Origin of the sequence: Chryseobacterium sp. ERMR1:04, from assembly GCF_001297705.1 — a bacterium.
Lineage (GTDB): Bacteria > Bacteroidota > Bacteroidia > Flavobacteriales > Weeksellaceae > Chryseobacterium.
The window spans coordinates 547,459-565,473 of the sequence record NZ_LIRF01000003.1 but is presented as its reverse complement, the minus strand read 5'-3'; the positions used below and the strand labels follow the sequence as shown (position 1 = coordinate 565,473).

Here is an 18,015-nt window from a genome sequence, read left to right as displayed (position 1 = left end):
TTAAAATATAGGTTTTTCATAATCACCTGAATTCATACTGAAATTGATTTTTCCATATTCTATCATTTTTTCAGAAACATTTTCTTCGTAATAAGAATTCCTTAATTCCTCTTGTAGTTCAGCGGTCATTTTTTCAAGTTTAATGTGCTTATCGTTTTCTTTAATATAAGTTTGATCGCCTGTATGCATGGCTTCCAGATTAGAACAACGAACAACATAACCCATTCTTATTGGGATTTGATCGACTCCCAAAATAGATGGTTTGATTTCATGTGTATATAATCTATTGGTAGATAGCGGGATTATAAATGCAGAATTAGGATATAAAATAACAGTAAACTCCTTTTCAAGAGAATCATCATCAACTGTTTTCTTTAACTTAAAATGAAGTCTGGTTAATGCGCTTGTTTGTTTATAACACCAATCAAATCTGTCAGTTACTGATGGTTTTATCTGTTCTATATTAGAATCATCATAGAAGGTGCAAAATGCAATAAGCGCTTCCTGAGGCATATCCTTAGTTTTATCCGAATGGGCTTTGATTTTAGCTTTTACTTCTTTTTCTGAATCAATACTTTTCTTTTTGTTTTCATAAATCTGTACCAAAGCATGGTTCAAATCTGTGTTTAATTCAAAAGTTTCCTGAGCGCATTCATTCAATAGCGTAATAATTTTAGTATCCGTATCTCGAAAATTATCAGTTGATCCTGTTAAATTGCTAGAACATCTTAAAAGATTATAATGAAAGGCTTCTTTCCCATTTTCAGTAACCTCTTTATTAACTTTACTCAGATATATTCCTTTTCTTAGAGCCTTGCTTTCTTTGTTAGATTCTGTTAATTCTTGAAAATCATGTTCAGATTTAATCTTATCGAAATTATTTTCATCAATAAACAACTTTCTATAATAAACTCCTGCGTTGCTGACAATTATTGGAACTTCTCCAAGACTTATTATTGTTGAATTTTCTTGATTGTAATTATCATAATTAATTGATAACTCCTTTATAATATGGATTAATTGAGAAGGTTCTGTAACAGTGCTAATGTCACCGCATACATAAATTTTCCCCTCTTTTACATTGTTACTTATTTCATTAATAACTGATCCACAGAAATGATTAATCAGATATTGAAGTTCAGGATTGATATCTTTATCATTTTGCAAAACAACAAGAATATTTTTATCCTTAGTAATTTTATTTTCAGTGGGTAGAGTATTCATTTTAATGGTTAAGTTATTGGAGTTACTTATATTCTTCAGGTTTGGATAGGTACAAATATAGCATTAGTTGTACATACTTAAAATATTGTCATAAAAAAAACGGAGCTTGAAAAATCAAACTCCGCCTAATAATTGTTGCGCTAAAATTATTTACCTAAATAAGATTTCAGGATCTTGCTTCTGGTATTATGTTTTAGTCTCTTAATTGCTTTTTCTTTGATCTGACGTACTCTCTCTCTTGTAAGATCGAAAGTTTCACCAATTTCTTCTAAAGTCATTGGGTGTTTTCCGTTCAATCCGAAGTACAATCTTACCAAGTCAGCTTCTCTTGGAGTTAAAGTATTCAATGCTCTTTCAATTTCAATTTGAAGAGATTCAAGCATTAGATCTTTATCCGGACTTGGAGATTCTCCTGAACGCAATACATCATAAAGATTAGAATCTTCACCTTCTACTAGAGGCGCATCCATAGACAAGTGTCTACCGGAGTTTTTCATAGATTCTTTAATATCTTCCTCACTCATATCAAGAACTTCAGCCAATTCTTCCGGAGAAGGGGGTCTTTCGTTTTCTTGTTCAAGGTGAGCGTATGCTTTGTTGATCTTGTTGATGGAACCAATTTTATTCAATGGTAATCTTACAATTCTTGACTGTTCTGCCAAAGCCTGTAAAATAGATTGACGAATCCACCAAACCGCATAAGAGATAAATTTGAAACCTCTAGTTTCATCATACCTTTTTGCCGCTTTCATTAATCCTAAGTTACCTTCATTAATTAAATCGGGTAAAGAAAGACCTTGATTTTGGTATTGCTTAGATACGGAAACTACGAAACGAAGGTTGGCCTTGATTAATTTCTCTAGTGCAGCTCTGTCGCCCGCACGTATTCTTTGTGCCAAATCTACTTCTTCGTCCGCAGTGATCAGTTCCACTTTACCAATTTCCTGCAAATACTTGTCTAATGAAGCAGTTTCCCTGTTGGTTACCTGCTTAGTGATTTTTAATTGTCTCATTTATTTTATCCTCAAATATAGAGTTACATTATATTATACGTTTGAAAAGGTGAAAAGGTTACACAGGTTTCAATATTTATTATTTAATTAAAATAAATTTCAAAAATAAAGCGTACATTGTAACAATTAATACTCTGAAAATAAGAGTTTAACCGTTAGGGCTAAAGGGAAAAATTAGGATAATAAAAATTTAATATTTTTTAATTATTCGGTGTAATTTCTATTATTTAACAACGAAAAAAGTGAAGCCGAAGCCTCACTTTTATAGAGTAAATGAATTAAAAATTCAATATTGACGATTTATATTAAAAAAGGTCATTCAATAATTTTGCTAATCTCAATCCTCCGTAAAGAAGTTGTCTTTCTAACGTATCATTAAATTTATATTGATAGTCATAAGATAATTTTGAACCCTCTGGAGTCTGCGCATAAATTTTATTCGCAATTTTATGAGAGTCATACAACCAGTCTTCCAATGTTCCTGTTTGAATTTGTTTTACTTCGTCCTTAGATTTAATATCCAATAATGTTGAATACTCCGTGTAGCTGTATTTTTGAGAGTCTACTAATTTACCATCCCAAACGGAGTGTAAATTTGTTTTTTCGCCAAAATAAGTGACGTTAATTTTGTTCCCGCCTAAATCTTCAGATCTTCCTGTGTGCATAGGCTGAGCAAGATCTCCCATAATGTGAATTAAGAAGATTAACGCAATTTTTCTGTCTTTTTCAGAAGTTTTCTCATCTTTTATCTGAGCAGACAATGTTTTCACTTGCGTGTAAAGACTTGGCCCCGCCTGAGCTTTTAAATTTTGCTCAAATGCTTTAAAATCAGTCTGTGGATCAATATTCACATAATGCCAAGCTGAAGCCTGCTTCCAAGCTCCTGTAGTGTCAGATTTAATAAAATCCGGCCAGTTTGCCCAATATGCAAGACGTTCTCTCCCCATTATTTTTTGATCTCTCTTCTCGCTTTACCAGATAAATGGTTTTCTGCGATTTCTGCAATAATTCTGTGCCCCGTTAATCCCCATGCATAAGAATACAGTGAAGACGTGATGAATGCTAACATCAGAATTTTAGAATAAATACTTTTCATTTTTTAAATAACATTTTTCAGGCTGCAAAGATACGGCTCGCTTTCTGAAATGTATAAAAAATTGAATGATTTATTACGGTTGCTAGATTAATAAAATTTAATCTAAATAAAAGATTTTCGTTAAATCATTTTTGAACCTTGTAGTAATGCTCTACATGGTTAACACATTGTGAGTGTACTATTGATAATAGTGTGACAAAAATTTAATGATTTAATTGTAATGTATAATTTTAACTTTGTCATTAAACCTAATAAAAATAATAAAATACACGCATTTACCGTATTTTCACGGAATTTACTATATTATTCTTTCTAATGTCAATAAATTAGTACTTTTAGAAGAAATTTATTGAGAAAATACTTTTTCAATAATAAGAGATATATTACCTTTACAAGCAATAATCACAGGAAACACTATGTATGAGAATAATATTGTAGATATGAATTACAATAAACTGCAGACAGACTTCAAAGCAGAAGCGGTAGCAGTGAATTTGTTGAAGTATCACAGATCGGTAAGTAATATTTTCATTGAACGAATCGGGATCAATGATAGAGCTTATTTAAAAGATATTAAAAATATTTCGAGCAATTATTTAGGCTTTGATGAAGAGGTTTTTACCATAGAAACCTATAGAGAAGGTATTTACGATTACCTTCCTGAAGGGCTTTTTCATCCACCATCATTAGGAGCTACAAGAAAAAATGTAGAAAGCGTTGTCAGGGAAATCCGTAAACAAAAAACGGTAGAAGATGATGCTAGAAAATTTTTCCGTCCGTTTGAGTTGGAAGTATTTTTTACAGAGATCAGTGCTTTGCTTAAAGAATTCGATTTTGACCTTACCAGCGATACCGATACTTTGCTGGATACCGTGAGTGAACTTTGGCCTCTGATAAAAATGTTAGACAAGCAGAATGCTTATATTTTCATTTATATTCTGCCATTTTTTCATCAGATACGAGGAGATAAAATGTGGTTTGAAAGATGTATGACTGCATTCCTACAAGTGCCGGTAGAAGTTACTTTTACACCCAATGTGATCGAAAATATTGAACAGAATAATGATTCTATGTTATTGGGAAATTCAATATTGGGCGTTACTTATATTCCGAGTGGCAGACATATGGATGGGCAGAGAAATTGGGTAGTAAATATTGGCCCGATTCCTTATCATCATATGAAAAAGTATATTGATGGAAATCCTTTCAGAAAAGTACTTCAGGCTTTATATGATTATTTCCTTCCTGTAACGGTAGATGTGGAAGAGAATTTTATCACAGAGAAGAAAGAATATTCATTTATGCTGGAAGATGATGACCGAAATTCAAACCGCCTTGGATACTCTACTTTCCTGTAAAATATTTTATTATATTTACAATTACCAACATAATATAAATTCGAAAAAAATAAATGGAAATTTCTTCAGTAAAAGGGATCTTTTTGAGATACATTTTAATGCCTTTAATCGCAGTTATCATGATGGTTATCTTGGGGATAATCAGAAGAAACAAACCTGCCATAAAAATTAAAGTAATTATTATATACGTTTTGTTGTGCAGTTTATGCCTTGCTTTACCTGGTTTTTTTGGGTTTGCAGGAAACTTGTTTAACCCGTATTGGTATCTTATTGCGCAGATAATCTATCTTATTTTAGGGATTATACACGTTAATTTATTACATAAATATTTCAAAAAGCATATTGATTCTCTATCAATGAGCATTCTGTTTGAATCTATTCTTTCATTGACCTGTATTGTATTCGGAGGATATCTTTTCTATCTTATTTTCAACTGGATGAGTAAAGAAACAGGGTATGCAGTAATGTCGGCTACAAGTATGTTGATCTTTCTTGTTCCTATGGTATTTTATTACTGCTATATCCAATTTATCAGCATTCCGTTTGATATTTATAAAACATGGAGATATTCGCCGGATCAGAAATTACCTGATTTTGAAGGAGCGGATTTTGATAGATTAATGGTATTGAATGTTGAGCTTAGCAAGAATTTAGAAGATGCCAACAGATTTAGAATTAAAGCTAAAACTTTACCAACGGGAGTTACCTATGGAGATTGGTTTTATAGAGTAGTGGATGATTACAACCATAAAAACCCAGGTTCTATCATTCATTTATCAGATCAGGAAAAAGAACCCTATTATTGGATTTTTTATACAAAAAAATCGTTTTTCAGCTTCAGAAGATATATTAATTTTGATATGGATATTTCAACAAACGGCATTTCAGAAAATGAAGTGGTTATTTGTAAAAGGGTTATCCAGCATGAAGAAGAAGGAATTACGAAAAAATCATAATCACAAATTTTAAAAGTATTACATATGATACAGCCTCTAAAACACTTTGCAGTCAATTGGGTAGATGGGATGAAAGTTTCCCAGAAGCACCTGAATGATCAGGATGATTTTCTAATAGACACCATCAGAGATTCAAATTCTTTGGCGATTACTACTTATAATTACGGACTTTTGCCAATTCCGGCTGAGTTTACAGATAAAACTATTTTTGACGTTCAGAATACCGCTACAAATGATGTTCAGTTAGTAATAAAGCATTGCAGTGCAGTAACTTTAGCGGGATATAGAGTTGAGCTGGCAGACAGAAAAGTAAATGTGAAATCATTGGCGAAATCCAGAACTGAAGAAACGCCTGATGGTGAGTATTATATCTTAATTTCGGTAAATCCGTTTGATAAAGTACCTTTTGGAGAGGTAGATCCGGAAGAAATTCCCCCTCGCCATCCAAGCACGCAACCCAACCATCTTATAGAACTCGTTGCAGTAGCTACTTTAAACAGCAGCTATTCCGGAGGTAATTATTTGATTGCCGGGAAAGTAGATTTGAAGGGGAATATTGCCCAAATTGATTCTAATTTTATCCCACCTTGTACTTCTATTCAAAGCCATCCTGCTTTGGTGGAGTATTACAGCAGTTTTGGGAAATCTATTGGGAACCTGCAGCAATATGCTTTTAAGATCATTCAGAAAACATCTCATAAAAATCAAAATACAGCATTAGCTCAGAACGTTAAGTATTTGTGCAGTACCATGGTTACCATTTTTGGAGATATGTATTTCCAATTCAGAAATATTACTCCTGGGCAACCGCCTATTTTTATGGTTGAATCTTTCGCAAAATTAGCGCTTCATTTATATAATGCGACTCAGGTTTTGGTGCCTGCAGAATTGGAAGAAATGTTGAATTACAGTTTAGAATGGAGTGAAATTGCGCCTCATACGTTACTGAATCAGTTATCTCTTGTAGCTGAAACCAATTACGAACACCATCGTTGTGGAGAGCCACTTCGTGATATCAATTTGATGCTAAGAAGTTTAGAAACTATTTTCTCTAAATTGAGTGAATTGGAATATATTGGTCAAAGAAAAGAAAATATCATTGTTAATGAGCAAGAAGTTTCTTCTAATAGCAATCCGAAGAGAGGGTGGAGCGTTCTTGATTAATTTTAAAATCAATTTCAAAAAATATCTAGTCCCGAACATCATAATTCGGGATTTTTTGTATAAAATTGTTTAATTAAATTTTCACAGATTTTTAATTAATAGTTTCCATAGTTATTTCTGTACATCTGTGGGAGATAAAAATAATAAGAAAATGAACATAGACCTAATAAGACAAGATACAAAAGGATTATCTGATAATAAATTATTTTTAAACAATGCCGGTTCATCATTAATGCCAAAGGTTGTGGTGCAATCCATGATTGATTATCTTCAGCAAGAAGAACAATTCGGAGGATATGAAGTAGCGAACCGAAATGCAGGATTATTGGAACAGTTTTATGAAGAAACAGCAAAATTAATCAATACAAAATCTTCAAATATTGCTTTTGCAACAAGTGCTACAGAAGCGTATACGAAAGCTTTATCAAGTATTATTTTCAAAGAAGGAGACTGTATTATTACCACAGTTGATGATTATATTTCTAACCAGATCACCTTTATTTCATTACAGAAAAAATTAAATGTAAAGATCATAAGAACGAAAAATCTTTCAGATAATGAATTAGATTTGGAAGATCTAGAAAATTTGATCAAACAACACCGTCCAAAATTGGTTGCAGTAACTCATATTCCGACCAATTCAGGATTAGTTCAAAATATTGAAGGAGTGGGAAAAATTTGCCGTCAGTATGATATTTTATATTTAGTAGATGCCTGTCAAACTGTTGGACAAATGAGTGTTGATGTTGAAAAAATTGATTGTGATTTTCTTACTGCTACAGGTAGAAAATTTATGCGTGGGCCTAGAGGAACCGGATTTTTATATGTGGCCGACAGAATATTAGAACAAAATTTCGCCCCTTTATTATTAGAATCAAGAGGTGCAGATTGGACTGGATTTAATGATTACGAATTGTTTAAAACGGCAAAAAGATTCGAGCATTGGGAGAATTCTTGTGCTTCAATACTTGGTTTCACAGAAGCGATTCGCTATGCCAATACGATTGGTTTAGACAGTATTGAAAATTATAATAAAAAATTAGCGGAAAAACTGAGAGGAAACCTCCAAAATGCTGGATTTAAGATACAAGATAAAGGAAATCATTTGAGTAGTATCATCACTTTTTGTGGACCTGATGGTGATCTTGAAAATATTCAGAAAGCTTTAAAAGAGCACCAAGTATTTTTCTCTGTAACGTATAAAAACTCAGCGTTGATAGATTTCACCAATAAAAATGTAGAGGGTATCGTAAGACTTTCACCCCATTATTTCAATACAATGGAAGAGATTGAAACGGTTTCTGAAATTTTGAAAAATAGTTTGAAATAAGATAAAATAACCCCTTAAAATTTAAAATGACTTAATAAATCTTAAGGGGTTAAATTGATAATTAAGGTTCTTGAAACCTTCAGTTTTATTTTTTTACCAATATTTTTTCTGTAGCTTTTTTTCCTAAAATTTCCTGTTTTCCGTCTACTTCAACGGTTACAGATTTATCAAAACTTTCAATTTTAATAATTTTTATTTTAGTATTTAAAAGCAATTTTCTTTCTGTTAAATAGTTAAGAAAAGCGTCATCAGAAAGTGTAACAGAGGCAAAAATTACCGTTTCACCTACATTACAAGAACTCAATTTCTGTAAATCCTGAGCGATAATATTTCCGTCTTTATCAGGAATAGGTTCTCCATGAGGATCAAACTTTGGATAATCTAAAATCTCATCCATCTTATCAAAGAAGATAGTGGAGTGTACATGCTCAAGTTGCTCAGCAATTTCATGTACATTTTCCCAGCCAAAATTCATTTTTTTTACCAAAAACATTTCGGTAAGACGGTGTTTACGCACGACTAAAGAGGCTTCTCGTTTTCCTTTGTCGGTAACTCTTAAAGGTTTATAGGTTTCGTAGATAACCCAATTCTTATCCGCAAATTTCTTCATCATGTTATTGACACTCGGCATTTTTACATTTAAAAATTTGCTAAGCTCGTTAATCGTAACCTTTCCTTCATTGTCAACTAAATGAAACAAGGCTTTCAGATAATTTTCTTCTGTTAATGTTGTTTTCAAAATGTTAGATGATTTTCAATACAAATCTAACAAAATATTATTAAAATTCTGCTCTTGTTATTTTAACTTTTTTTACTTTTACTGTATGAAATTTTCATTTAAAAACGACTATTCGGAAGGATGTCACCCGAATATTTTACAAGCACTTTTACAAACTAATTTTGATCAGCAGGCTGGTTATGGCGAGGATGATTATTCTTTAGAGGCTAAAGAATTAATTAAAGAGAAGATTAAAAATCCTAATTCAGACATTTACTTTGTTTCTGGTGGAACACAGGCTAATTTAATTGTAATTTCTTCTATTCTAAGACCTTATCAATGTGCAATATCTGCTTCTACAGGGCATATTTTAAATAATGAAACCGGAGCTATTGAAGCTACAGGGCATAAAATTTTAAATATTGAAAGCGAAGATGGAAAATTAAGACCGTCTGATATTATTCCTGTGTTGGAAAATCATCAAAATATTCCGCACCAGGTAATGCCCAAATTGGTTTATATCTCGAATTCTACGGAGTTGGGAACTATTTATAATACAAAAGAATTAGAAGAATTATCTACTTTTTGTAAAGAAAATAAACTCTACTTATTCATGGATGGAGCCAGGCTGGGGCATGGTTTAACTTCTGAAATTAGTGATCTTAGCTTAGAAAAAGTAGCAGAACTAACCGATATTTTTTATATTGGAGCTACCAAAAATGGAGGTCTGATAGGAGAGGCGATTGTTATTAATAATCAGGAACTTCAACAAGATTTTGCTTTTAATATCAAGCAAAAAGGAGCGTTATTAGCAAAAGGAAGACTATTGGGAATTCAGTTTTTGGAACTCATGAAGGATGATTTGTATTTCAATCTTGCAAAGCATGCGAATGATCAGGCTATGAAAATCAAAAATGCAATGAAGGAAAAAGGAATTCAATTTCTGTCGGATACTTATACCAATCAGATATTTCCGATTGTTAGTAATGAAATGATCAATACTTTATCTGAAGAATTTGAATTTTATGTATGGAAAAAAATAGATGAAGATTATTCGGCAATCCGACTTATCACTTCTTGGAATACCAGTGATGAAGCAGTGAATAATTTTATTGAAATTCTAAATAAATAAAATAATCATAAAAAGAAAGACAGCCAATGTAGGCTGTCTTTCTTTCTATTTATCTTCGACAAGTATTTTTTTGATCCCTTCAATGACTTCATTTTCAAGGTTTTTTATCTTTTCCTTTTTCATGTACATATAAATACCAATCGGAAAACAAAAGATTAAATATAGTAAGGCAGAATCGGAAGCGGTTTCAGTGGTTACTTTACCAATTTCAGGTTTTGCATTTATTTTCACATTTCCTGTTAATGTAAAACCACTTGTTCTTACCTGTAATGCTCCAAGACTTGTCTGAATTTTATATTGTGGAAACGTTTTCTTCAATCCATTTATTAATTCATCCTTTGAAAACGGTTTAAAATTTAAACTTTGCATAGTGTTATTTGTAATTTATGTTAGTATGAGAGTGAGCCCGTACTATAGCAAATACCATGCAATGTATTTCAATATTTAGGGAATAACGAGTGTCTTTATTTTAATGCTTTCTCAACCAATTTACAATCAGCTATTTTGTATCCTTTTCCTTCATATTTTATTTTATTTTCATTGGCGTATTTAGTACCTGTTTCAGCATCTCTCTCTCCAGCGCCTTCAATGATAGCATCTTTCTTTTGTAGAAAATAAATATCATTTGTGTTGCCTTTTTTGCCTTCCGCGGCAAATTCGTAAGTCAATTTCAGCGTATCACCAGATTTTATTCCAGATAAGGTTCCTTTAGATTGATCTTTTTCAAAGAATTTACGATACATTTTCCCTGTAACAGTTCCTAAATTATCATCAATACTTACAAAAGTAGTGTCTTTTCCAACGACTTCCATGTAGCAAAAAGATTTAGGACCCAAAGTATCAATTACGGGTTCTACTATTGCAAGAGAGTCCGTTTCAGCTTTTGGGACAGGAACTTCAGTTTTTTTATTACAATTCAGTAAGAAAGCAGAAAATGCGCTTAATAATACTAATTTTTTCATATCCTTTTTTATTATGTTAAATTCAAATTTCGTGCTGCTAAAATACCAATACTATTTTTAATAGCGGTATTTGTAGATTAAAAATATTTTTTGTTTTATAAATATTTGTGTTTTTATTTTTTGAATATTTCATGCCAAAAGAATGATTTTCCTAATCGCTGAGAATCGCTTAAAAAAAATATTTCTGGATAATTTCCCGTACAGCGAAAAATAAATTAAGGCACGATAAATGATACTTATTCTATAATAAATTCATGGTTATGAGAGATTTACTTAAAATTATTTTTATTAGTCTATTTATTTTTGGACTTCATCTATTAAAAGCAGAAACTCCGCAAAATTATATTTATACTTCATCTGGAGATTTGCAAAAGATTGAAAAACTGATCACTAGGAAAGATATTGGTGGTGTTCAAATTGTTTATAATTGGAGATCTTTAGAAACAGCGAAAGATATTTATGATTTTTCAAGAATTGAAAAAGATCTGGAATATCTAACTCATTTGAATAGAAAATTATTTATACAACTTCAGGATCGTTTTTTTGAACCTAAAGCCAGATATGTTCCTGATTATATATTAAATGAAAAAGAGTTTACGGGAGGATTGGTTCCCCAATTTGATAATCCAGGAGAAAACAAACCTGTTGGAAATGGATGGGTAACTCAGCAATGGAATCCTGCGGTTCAACAAAGATTTCAAAAATTGATAGGAGAGTTGGCCAAAAAGTTTGATGGAAAAATTCAAGGAATCAATCTGCCGGAAACTGCAATCGACATTGATATGAAAAGAGATAAAACAGGTTTTAGTTGTGATACATATTTTCAGGCTGAGCTTGACAATTTGAAATTTGCCCGGAGTGCCTTCAAAAAATCTTATGTTTTACAGTATGTGAATTTCTTTCCGTGTGAGTGGGATAATGATCATAAATATATGTCTAGGTTATTTGAGTTTGCCAAAGAGAATAATGTAGGTGTGGGTGGGCCAGATATTGTTCCCAATAAAAATGCACAGATGAAAAACTCGTATCCGTTCTTTAACAAATATAAAGGAAATTTACCTTTGGTAGCGATGGCGGTGCAGGAACCCACATTAACTTATAAAAATCCAAAGACTAAGAAACCTTTCACAAAAGAAGAGTTTGTAGAGTATGCAGAAAATTATTTAGGAGTTAACATAATATTTTGGAGCGTAGAATCTCCCTGGTTGAAAAATTCTTAATATTTTTGATCGATTGGCTAACTATAAAATAAGGTGGGTTTACGAACTCACCTTATTTTTTAAATTGATAAGGAAGCGAATTTGACAATCTATGATTTTATAATCTGAGTAGGAGGAACTCCATATTGTCTTTTAAAAGCAAAAGAAAAGTGTGATAAAGATTCAAATCCTAAGTCAAGATAAATATCAGATGGTTTCTTATTACTTTTGTCAATAAGAAAATAAGCTTCCTGCAGGCGTTTTTGTACCAACCAACGGTTAGGCGTTTCATTAAAAATAGTTTTAAATTCTCTTTTGAATGCAGATAAACTTCTTCCCGTTAAAAATGCAAACCTATTGATACTTACATTAAAGGAAAAATGGTGGTTCATAAATTTTTCAAGATTAATTTTTTCTGGAATTCTAAAATCAAAGAAAATCCCGGCGAGTTCTGGTTCATTTTGTAATAGTATAATAAGTAATTCTTCATATTTTACATCTTCAAATGCCGTATCAATTTTACCCGAATGATCAGAATAAGATTGTAAAGAATTGATAAAATTGGGAATCCGTTCTGTTTTTTTTACTTTTATAAAGGTTGAAACTGACTTAAAAGAAGGAGAGATTATCTTATGCTTTTCTTGGAAATTTTTAAGAAATGGTTCATCAAAGCAAAATATAAAAGGTTGAAAACCATCTTCATTATTTTCTATTGTATATCTGGCCAATCGATTTTTTCGTGCAATGGCATATTCTCCGGCTTTAAAAGTATAGGTATTATTCCCATCATAGCAATGCATGGTTCCTTTGTTAATATAAAAAAGAACGTTATCAGGAATAAATTGTTCTGCTAAGATTTCTACTTCTGGTAATTTTGCGGGATTTATCATTTTGTAATATTGTATGTAATGATACTGTCTAATGAGGCAAGAATGGTCTGTTCATTGTTGGCAATTGGTGTCCATTCCAAAATGTTTTTTGCTTTTGCATTGCTTACGTTACGGCTCATTTTCAGAAACATAGATCCCGTTCTGGCTTGTGAATTAAATAAACCAGCTAGATGAATCAGCCAATTAGGCAATGTTTCTTGAGATACTTTTGATGCAGCATCAGGCATTTTATTTTTTAGCAGTTTAGCAATTTCGGGGAGTGAAATTTGTCCATCTGCTGATGCTATAAAACGTTGTCCGTTTGCATTAGGATTCATCATAGCGCGAATATGAAGGTCTGCAACATCTCTTACATCAACAATATTTAAGGGAATATTGGGTACTTTTTTCATAGAACCATCCAGTAAATTGGTTAATAGTTCAAAGCTTCCGGAAATATGTGGACTTAGGGAAGGTCCTAAAATTGCTACCGGATTTATGGTTGCAAATTCTAACTGATTTCCCTCTTTATTGATGAAATCCCAAGCGGTGCGTTCTGCTATTCCTTTTGATTTTTCATAGATTGATAAGCCTTTTAAGTTTGGATTTGTCCAGTCTATTTCTGTGGTTTCTTTATTTTTATCGGTATTACTAAACCCTATTGCCCCGAAGCTAGAAGTCATTACGACACGCTTCACGCCTTCTTTTTTAGCAAATTTTAATATTCGAAGTATGCCTTCAACCGCTGGGCGTATCGCTTCATCTTCATTTTTTGGGATGTCGAAAAAAACGGGTGATGCTACGCTCAAGACATATGTACACCCTTTCATGGCTTGTTCCCAATTATCATCTTTTGTTAATTCTGTTTCAAAAAAATGGAGGTGCTCCAAGGAAGTTATCCCATTAGTTCTGAGTGTTTCAATTATTTTATCCTTATTTTTTAAAGAGCGAAGTGTTGTATTTACCTGATATCCTTTTTGTAATAACTGAAGAAGTATTTGGATACCTAAAAATCCGGTTCCACCGGTTACTAAAACTGTTTCTGAATTTTTCATTGTTTGCTTATTTATAATGTAAAGGTCGGGATTAAGCTTTTACGGTACTTTCCCGAAAAGTCCAAATACAACAATTATTTTGAAAGACTAAATTAGTACAAGACAGGAAATCTGTAACGGTATCGGTTCCATACACTATGAAATTAAAGAAAAGAAAATGGATGAAAGTATAATGGTAAGTAATTAAAAGAACTTATAATCAGACTTTTAATAAACCCCGGAAACCTCTTGCAGCATAATAAGAGTCGGCTCCATTGTGATACATGAAAACCGTATTATACCGACGGTCACAGAAAATGGCGCCCCCTAATTCTCTGATATGGGATGGTGTTTTTACCCAACTTGACGTTTTTACATCAAATTTTCCGAGCTCTTGAAGCTGACGATATTGCTCTTCAGTTAATAATTCGACCCCCATTTCTGAGGCTTTATCAATAACATTACTTTCTGGTTTGTTAGCTTTTCTTGCTTCCCAAGCCTGATAATCATAGCAGAGACTTCTTCGTTTTGGACTTTCTACAGAACAGTCAACCAAAATATATTCCTCAGTTTTTTTATCATATCCAATAACATCTGGCTCACCTTCAGTATCTTCCATTTCATTTAAAGACCAAAGTTTATCCGGATTCGCTTTTAGCCTTGGCTGAATTTTATCCCAATCTAAGTCTTTATGGCGGTTCATATTTTTTTCAAAACGAATTTTCAACGTTGTAAGCAAAGCTTCTGTATGCTCGGAAGAGAGTTTTTTATTATTTTTCATACGGATGATATTTGTGTTAGAAATTGAAGTTTAAATGTATTCAAAAATAATTAAATAAATTTTCTGTCGGCCGGTCGGAAATACCAGGAAATACAAGTAATTGTTAGAAGTAACAAAGGTGGGAATATTTTGCTAACAGGATCTCCCACAATAATATGGGAAGCCAAAGCTCCGGACATCGTAAAGAAAAATCCTGCATAGGCCCATTCTTTTAATAGTGGGCATTTAGGGATTAAAGCAACTATAACTCCTATTATTTTCCAGATTCCGATGATGGTCATCAGGTAAATGGGAAAACCTAGTTTTGTGAAATTTTCTACTTCATCTTTATTTTTCATTAATTGAACAATGGCTGTTGAAACCATTCCCAACGACATCCAAAGAGTAAAAATCCAGTAGATAATCTTATTTCTTTTTTGTGACTTATTTTGTGTTTCCATTATTTAATTGTTTAGAAATTAATCATTTATACCTTTACCAATAAGAATGTCGGGAATATGTTTTTCAATCCTTGACTCACGTGTTTTTGCTTGTTTAGCAGAAGAAAAGTAGAGTAGGTAAGCTCTTTGTCTTCCGGGAGTTAGGTTTTCGAAAGCTTCTTTTAAAGCTGAATTTTCATCTAATTTATTTTGAAATTCTTCAGGCATTTCAAATTGCTTCGTTTCTTTCATCTCAACTTTTATACCTGATTTTTCTACTTCAAGCGCTTCAAATAGATAGGTTGTAATGATTTTTTCCAGATCAACAATCTCTTTCAGTTCTGTAAATCTGATTTGCCTTGCAGCCTGCACATTTTCAGATTGTTGAATTAAAATAGAATGGCTGTCACTCAGTAATGCACCTTTAAAGAATAGGAGCGCGCAGTATTCTTTAAACCCGTGAATCAAAAAAATATTCTTGCCACGATAGGTATAGCAGGGGCATCCCCATTTTAATTCTTCATCAAGTCCTGTATTCAGGGCAATTGCTCTTAACTTTTCAAATTCTTTCTGCCATTGTTTGGCTTTATCAAAGAAGAAATCTACTTTAGGATTCATATCTATAAATAATAAGTGATTGGTAATGAGTAATAATGGATCAATTTCCAGGAGTAGAAAAAATTTCCTGCAGACGATTATGTGCTTTATTTAAACCTTGCGCAAATGGAAGTTTAAGGAGTTGGTCTCTGTATTCAACAGATTTATAAATGGTTTGGATTGTTATTTTACTTGTCTCATGAGTTAGTTTTTCAAATTCTAAAAATTCTAACTGAACAGGAAAAGGCGTATTTTCCATTTGAAAAGTTCGTGTAATTCTTTGATTAAGAATAAATTCATGGATAGTTCCATTGGCACGGAAAACAACATCGCCTTTGGGATTTAATGTTTCAAACTGATAACCGCCATGTTGCTGATTTTCAAGTTTTAAAACATTTGTTCCCATCCATTGTTCAACCAATTCGGCTTCTGTGTACGCTTTGAATAATAGCTCTAAAGGCAGATCAAACGTTCTTGTGATAAGTATTTCCTGTTTGTTATCTTCAGCGTGTATTTTCGTTTTAAGTTCCATGTTTTCTATTTTTTCTGTTGATAGGCTTTCATTACACTTTCTAACGTATTGAATCTTTCATCCCACATTTGACGGAAAGGTTCTATAAAATCGGCTATTTCTTTCATTTTATTTGGATTGAGATGATAAATAATTTCGCGCCCATTTTGTTCCTGATGGAGTAGTTCACATGCGGTAAGAATCTGTAAATGCTTTGAAACTGTGGGTCTTGCAGTTTCAAAATTTGAAGCAATAGCTCCTGCAGTCATTGATTGTGTGGCAACCAACATAAGGATTGATCTTCTGGTAGGATCTGCTATGGCCTGAAATACATCTCGTCTTAAATTCATTATGAAGCTATTTGACTACAAATATATATGAAGTTATTTGGCTACGCAAATATTTTGGTGTAAATTGTTGATTTTGAATAAGAAACCTCTTGTAATGCCTTATTACAAGAGGTTTTTAAAATTATGATTTCTTACGAATTGAAATAAATGTCTGCAAAATAACTGAAATCACGATGAAGGATAGGCCGGCATAGAATGGCAAACCGATCTCTTTGCTTTCATTGAAGAATAGGAGAGCCATGATGATTGCATAGATGGGCTCAAGATTGAAGGTAAGATTTACGGTAAATGCAGGAATTTTCTTCAAAACCTCTGCAAATGCCACATAAAGGCCTACTGTACAAAAAAGCGATAAGACGCCCAAATAGGCCATATCTTTTAAGTCAGGTATTATGCTATCTGCCGGAAAGAACACTAGGTAAATGGGCAAAAAAGCTCCTAGGCATAGGGTTCCTGCAAACATTTGATAATAATTGATAACCTTAGCATCGTATTGATTGACCAGCCGTTTGTTATAAATTGTATACAATGCTCCAAAGGCTGATGATACCACACCTAGGCCAATTCCTAATTGATAGGAAGAATCAAAATGAAAAATTAAACTGATCCCAAAAATTGTCAAAGCGCTCAGCAACAGTTCTGAAGCCTTAAATTTTTCTCTATCAATTAAAGGTTTAAATAAAGCGGTAAAAAAACTGGTGAGACAATAACAAACTACGCCAATTGAGATGTTCGAATATTTTATACTGGCATAAAAAAACAGCCAATGCAAAGTAATGAGTAAGCCAACTTTGGCTATACGGAATTTTTCACGATGCGAAATGGTATAATCGATTCTGAGCAGTTTTAAAATCGCATATAATATTAAGGTTGAAAAAAGAAGTCTATACCAAACCAATAAGCCTTCATTAAGAGATATTAGTTTTCCGAAAACACCGGTAAACCCGGCAAGTATCACAGCAATGTGCAATAATAAATATGATTTTTTCATTGAGAATGATCTGTCTGTACAACAAGATTTTAAATTAATATTTGGCTAAATCTGAAGCATTATAAGACAGCCAATAAAAATTTATCAGCGTGAAATTATAAATACTTCATTTACTTTTTAGAAATATTAAAATCTTGGAGGAGGCAAACAGCTCGCGTGGTTCATATTTATTTATATAGCTGCAAATTTAGGAAAATTCCAGAATGTATATGGTATACTCTCTTTAAATGTTCAGTTAAATAAAATCCTATAATTTATATTATGTTAAATAGAATATAGTAACAGTTTCAAAACAAGTTATTTATAGAATC

Annotated in this window: 19 protein-coding genes and 1 pseudogene; 6 read left to right on the top strand and 14 right to left on the bottom strand. The window is 32.3% G+C overall.

The features are described 5' to 3' along the window. From AMQ68_RS02695 to AMQ68_RS02685, 3 genes and pseudogenes are all read right to left on the bottom strand, one after another. Positions 1 to 1,224, bottom strand: a complete 1,224-nt coding sequence (locus tag AMQ68_RS02695) for a hypothetical protein (RefSeq protein WP_054509076.1) — start codon at positions 1,222 to 1,224, stop codon at positions 1 to 3. Between the two features lie 146 nt (positions 1,225 to 1,370). Continuing rightward, on the bottom strand, positions 1,371 to 2,237 hold the full coding sequence (locus AMQ68_RS02690) for an RNA polymerase sigma factor RpoD/SigA (protein WP_027385416.1): 867 nt from the start codon (positions 2,235 to 2,237) through the stop codon (positions 1,371 to 1,373). Positions 2,238 to 2,542: 305 nt separating this feature from the next. After that, a pseudogene (locus AMQ68_RS02685) lies at positions 2,543 to 3,333 on the bottom strand (S1/P1 nuclease). A 440-nt stretch (positions 3,334 to 3,773) separates the two neighbouring features. On the opposite strand from AMQ68_RS02685, the gene AMQ68_RS02680 reads away from it, so the two are divergent. The 4 genes from AMQ68_RS02680 (at position 3,774) to AMQ68_RS02665 (ending at position 8,141) form a co-directional block, all read left to right on the top strand. Then, the gene (locus tag AMQ68_RS02680; RefSeq protein ID WP_241775036.1) at positions 3,774 to 4,691 is read left to right on the top strand and encodes a type VI secretion system baseplate subunit TssG; all 918 of its coding nucleotides are present in this window, start codon (positions 3,774 to 3,776) and stop codon (positions 4,689 to 4,691) included. Positions 4,692 to 4,744: 53 nt separating this feature from the next. Continuing rightward, positions 4,745 to 5,647: a TssN family type VI secretion system protein gene (locus AMQ68_RS02675; RefSeq protein ID WP_054509074.1), complete on the top strand. Its 903-nt coding sequence runs from the start codon at positions 4,745 to 4,747 to the stop codon at positions 5,645 to 5,647. A gap of 24 nt (positions 5,648 to 5,671) precedes the next feature. After that, entirely contained in the window at positions 5,672 to 6,811 is a 1,140-nt protein-coding gene (locus AMQ68_RS02670) for a hypothetical protein (protein ID WP_054509073.1), read from the top strand. 151 nt (positions 6,812 to 6,962) lie between these two features. Continuing rightward, positions 6,963 to 8,141: an aminotransferase class V-fold PLP-dependent enzyme gene (locus tag AMQ68_RS02665; protein ID WP_054509998.1), complete on the top strand. Its 1,179-nt coding sequence runs from the start codon at positions 6,963 to 6,965 to the stop codon at positions 8,139 to 8,141. A gap of 85 nt (positions 8,142 to 8,226) precedes the next feature. On the opposite strand, the gene AMQ68_RS02660 is transcribed toward AMQ68_RS02665, so the two are convergent. Then, positions 8,227 to 8,880, bottom strand: a complete 654-nt coding sequence (locus AMQ68_RS02660; protein WP_054509072.1) for a metal-dependent transcriptional regulator — start codon at positions 8,878 to 8,880, stop codon at positions 8,227 to 8,229. An 85-nt stretch (positions 8,881 to 8,965) separates the two neighbouring features. Between AMQ68_RS02660 and AMQ68_RS02655 the strand changes: the two genes are divergently transcribed. After that, positions 8,966 to 9,991, top strand: coding sequence for a low specificity L-threonine aldolase (locus AMQ68_RS02655; RefSeq protein ID WP_054509071.1), 1,026 nt, complete (start codon positions 8,966 to 8,968; stop codon positions 9,989 to 9,991). A 45-nt stretch (positions 9,992 to 10,036) separates the two neighbouring features. Here AMQ68_RS02655 and AMQ68_RS02650 read toward each other — a convergent pair whose 3' ends face one another. Both AMQ68_RS02650 and AMQ68_RS02645 read right to left on the bottom strand, forming a co-directional pair. Further along, positions 10,037 to 10,360 (bottom strand): hypothetical protein, encoded by a 324-nt coding sequence (locus tag AMQ68_RS02650; protein WP_054509070.1) that lies wholly within the window; start codon positions 10,358 to 10,360, stop codon positions 10,037 to 10,039. A 95-nt stretch (positions 10,361 to 10,455) separates the two neighbouring features. Next, a complete protein-coding gene (locus tag AMQ68_RS02645; RefSeq protein WP_054509069.1) occupies positions 10,456 to 10,953 on the bottom strand; it encodes a hypothetical protein in 498 nt (165 codons plus the stop codon). Between the two features lie 260 nt (positions 10,954 to 11,213). Between AMQ68_RS02645 and AMQ68_RS02640 the strand changes: the two genes are divergently transcribed. Continuing rightward, a complete protein-coding gene (locus tag AMQ68_RS02640) occupies positions 11,214 to 12,173 on the top strand; it encodes a hypothetical protein (protein ID WP_054509068.1) in 960 nt (319 codons plus the stop codon). Positions 12,174 to 12,262: 89 nt separating this feature from the next. Here AMQ68_RS02640 and AMQ68_RS02635 read toward each other — a convergent pair whose 3' ends face one another. From AMQ68_RS02635 to AMQ68_RS02600, 8 genes are all read right to left on the bottom strand, one after another. Beyond that, the gene (locus tag AMQ68_RS02635) at positions 12,263 to 13,042 is read right to left on the bottom strand and encodes an AraC family transcriptional regulator (protein WP_054509067.1); all 780 of its coding nucleotides are present in this window, start codon (positions 13,040 to 13,042) and stop codon (positions 12,263 to 12,265) included. Beyond that, a complete protein-coding gene (locus AMQ68_RS02630) occupies positions 13,039 to 14,076 on the bottom strand; it encodes an aldehyde reductase (RefSeq protein ID WP_054509066.1) in 1,038 nt (345 codons plus the stop codon). The genes AMQ68_RS02635 and AMQ68_RS02630 overlap by 4 nt, the downstream gene beginning before the upstream one ends. Positions 14,077 to 14,275: 199 nt before the next feature. Continuing rightward, entirely contained in the window at positions 14,276 to 14,836 is a 561-nt protein-coding gene (locus AMQ68_RS02625; protein ID WP_054509065.1) for a DUF4256 domain-containing protein, read from the bottom strand. 50 nt (positions 14,837 to 14,886) lie between these two features. Beyond that, positions 14,887 to 15,276, bottom strand: coding sequence for a DoxX family protein (locus AMQ68_RS02620; RefSeq protein ID WP_054509064.1), 390 nt, complete (start codon positions 15,274 to 15,276; stop codon positions 14,887 to 14,889). Positions 15,277 to 15,294: 18 nt separating this feature from the next. After that, entirely contained in the window at positions 15,295 to 15,873 is a 579-nt protein-coding gene (locus AMQ68_RS02615; protein WP_054509063.1) for a YdeI family protein, read from the bottom strand. A 40-nt stretch (positions 15,874 to 15,913) separates the two neighbouring features. Then, a complete protein-coding gene (locus tag AMQ68_RS02610; protein ID WP_054509062.1) occupies positions 15,914 to 16,384 on the bottom strand; it encodes an SRPBCC domain-containing protein in 471 nt (156 codons plus the stop codon). Between the two features lie 5 nt (positions 16,385 to 16,389). Beyond that, positions 16,390 to 16,713, bottom strand: a complete 324-nt coding sequence (locus AMQ68_RS02605; protein ID WP_054509061.1) for a helix-turn-helix transcriptional regulator — start codon at positions 16,711 to 16,713, stop codon at positions 16,390 to 16,392. 121 nt (positions 16,714 to 16,834) lie between these two features. After that, complete coding sequence (locus tag AMQ68_RS02600; protein ID WP_054509060.1) at positions 16,835 to 17,704, bottom strand: DMT family transporter; 870 nt, start codon at positions 17,702 to 17,704, stop codon at positions 16,835 to 16,837. Positions 17,705 to 18,015: the final 311 nt, after the last annotated feature.

Bases quoted from the DNA above. Each gene is read 5' to 3' on its own strand.
- AMQ68_RS02650 (WP_054509070.1), bottom strand. From the start codon at position 10,360: ATGCAAAGTTTAAATTTTAAACCGTTTTCAAAGGATGAATTAATAAAT.
- AMQ68_RS02690 (WP_027385416.1), bottom strand. From the start codon at position 2,237: ATGAGACAATTAAAAATCACTAAGCAGGTAACCAACAGGGAAACTGCT.
- AMQ68_RS02600 (WP_054509060.1), bottom strand. From the start codon at position 17,704: ATGAAAAAATCATATTTATTATTGCACATTGCTGTGATACTTGCCGGG.
- AMQ68_RS02645 (WP_054509069.1), bottom strand. From the start codon at position 10,953: ATGAAAAAATTAGTATTATTAAGCGCATTTTCTGCTTTCTTACTGAAT.
- AMQ68_RS02605 (WP_054509061.1), bottom strand. From the start codon at position 16,713: ATGAATTTAAGACGAGATGTATTTCAGGCCATAGCAGATCCTACCAGA.
- AMQ68_RS02615 (WP_054509063.1), bottom strand. From the start codon at position 15,873: ATGAATCCTAAAGTAGATTTCTTCTTTGATAAAGCCAAACAATGGCAG.
- AMQ68_RS02625 (WP_054509065.1), bottom strand. From the start codon at position 14,836: ATGAAAAATAATAAAAAACTCTCTTCCGAGCATACAGAAGCTTTGCTT.
- AMQ68_RS02665 (WP_054509998.1), top strand. From the start codon at position 6,963: ATGAACATAGACCTAATAAGACAAGATACAAAAGGATTATCTGATAAT.
- AMQ68_RS02635 (WP_054509067.1), bottom strand. From the start codon at position 13,042: ATGATAAATCCCGCAAAATTACCAGAAGTAGAAATCTTAGCAGAACAA.
- AMQ68_RS02640 (WP_054509068.1), top strand. From the start codon at position 11,214: ATGAGAGATTTACTTAAAATTATTTTTATTAGTCTATTTATTTTTGGA.
- AMQ68_RS02630 (WP_054509066.1), bottom strand. From the start codon at position 14,076: ATGAAAAATTCAGAAACAGTTTTAGTAACCGGTGGAACCGGATTTTTA.
- AMQ68_RS02675 (WP_054509074.1), top strand. From the start codon at position 4,745: ATGGAAATTTCTTCAGTAAAAGGGATCTTTTTGAGATACATTTTAATG.
- AMQ68_RS02695 (WP_054509076.1), bottom strand. From the start codon at position 1,224: ATGAATACTCTACCCACTGAAAATAAAATTACTAAGGATAAAAATATT.
- AMQ68_RS02610 (WP_054509062.1), bottom strand. From the start codon at position 16,384: ATGGAACTTAAAACGAAAATACACGCTGAAGATAACAAACAGGAAATA.
- AMQ68_RS02655 (WP_054509071.1), top strand. From the start codon at position 8,966: ATGAAATTTTCATTTAAAAACGACTATTCGGAAGGATGTCACCCGAAT.
- AMQ68_RS02680 (WP_241775036.1), top strand. From the start codon at position 3,774: ATGAATTACAATAAACTGCAGACAGACTTCAAAGCAGAAGCGGTAGCA.
- AMQ68_RS02620 (WP_054509064.1), bottom strand. From the start codon at position 15,276: ATGGAAACACAAAATAAGTCACAAAAAAGAAATAAGATTATCTACTGG.
- AMQ68_RS02670 (WP_054509073.1), top strand. From the start codon at position 5,672: ATGATACAGCCTCTAAAACACTTTGCAGTCAATTGGGTAGATGGGATG.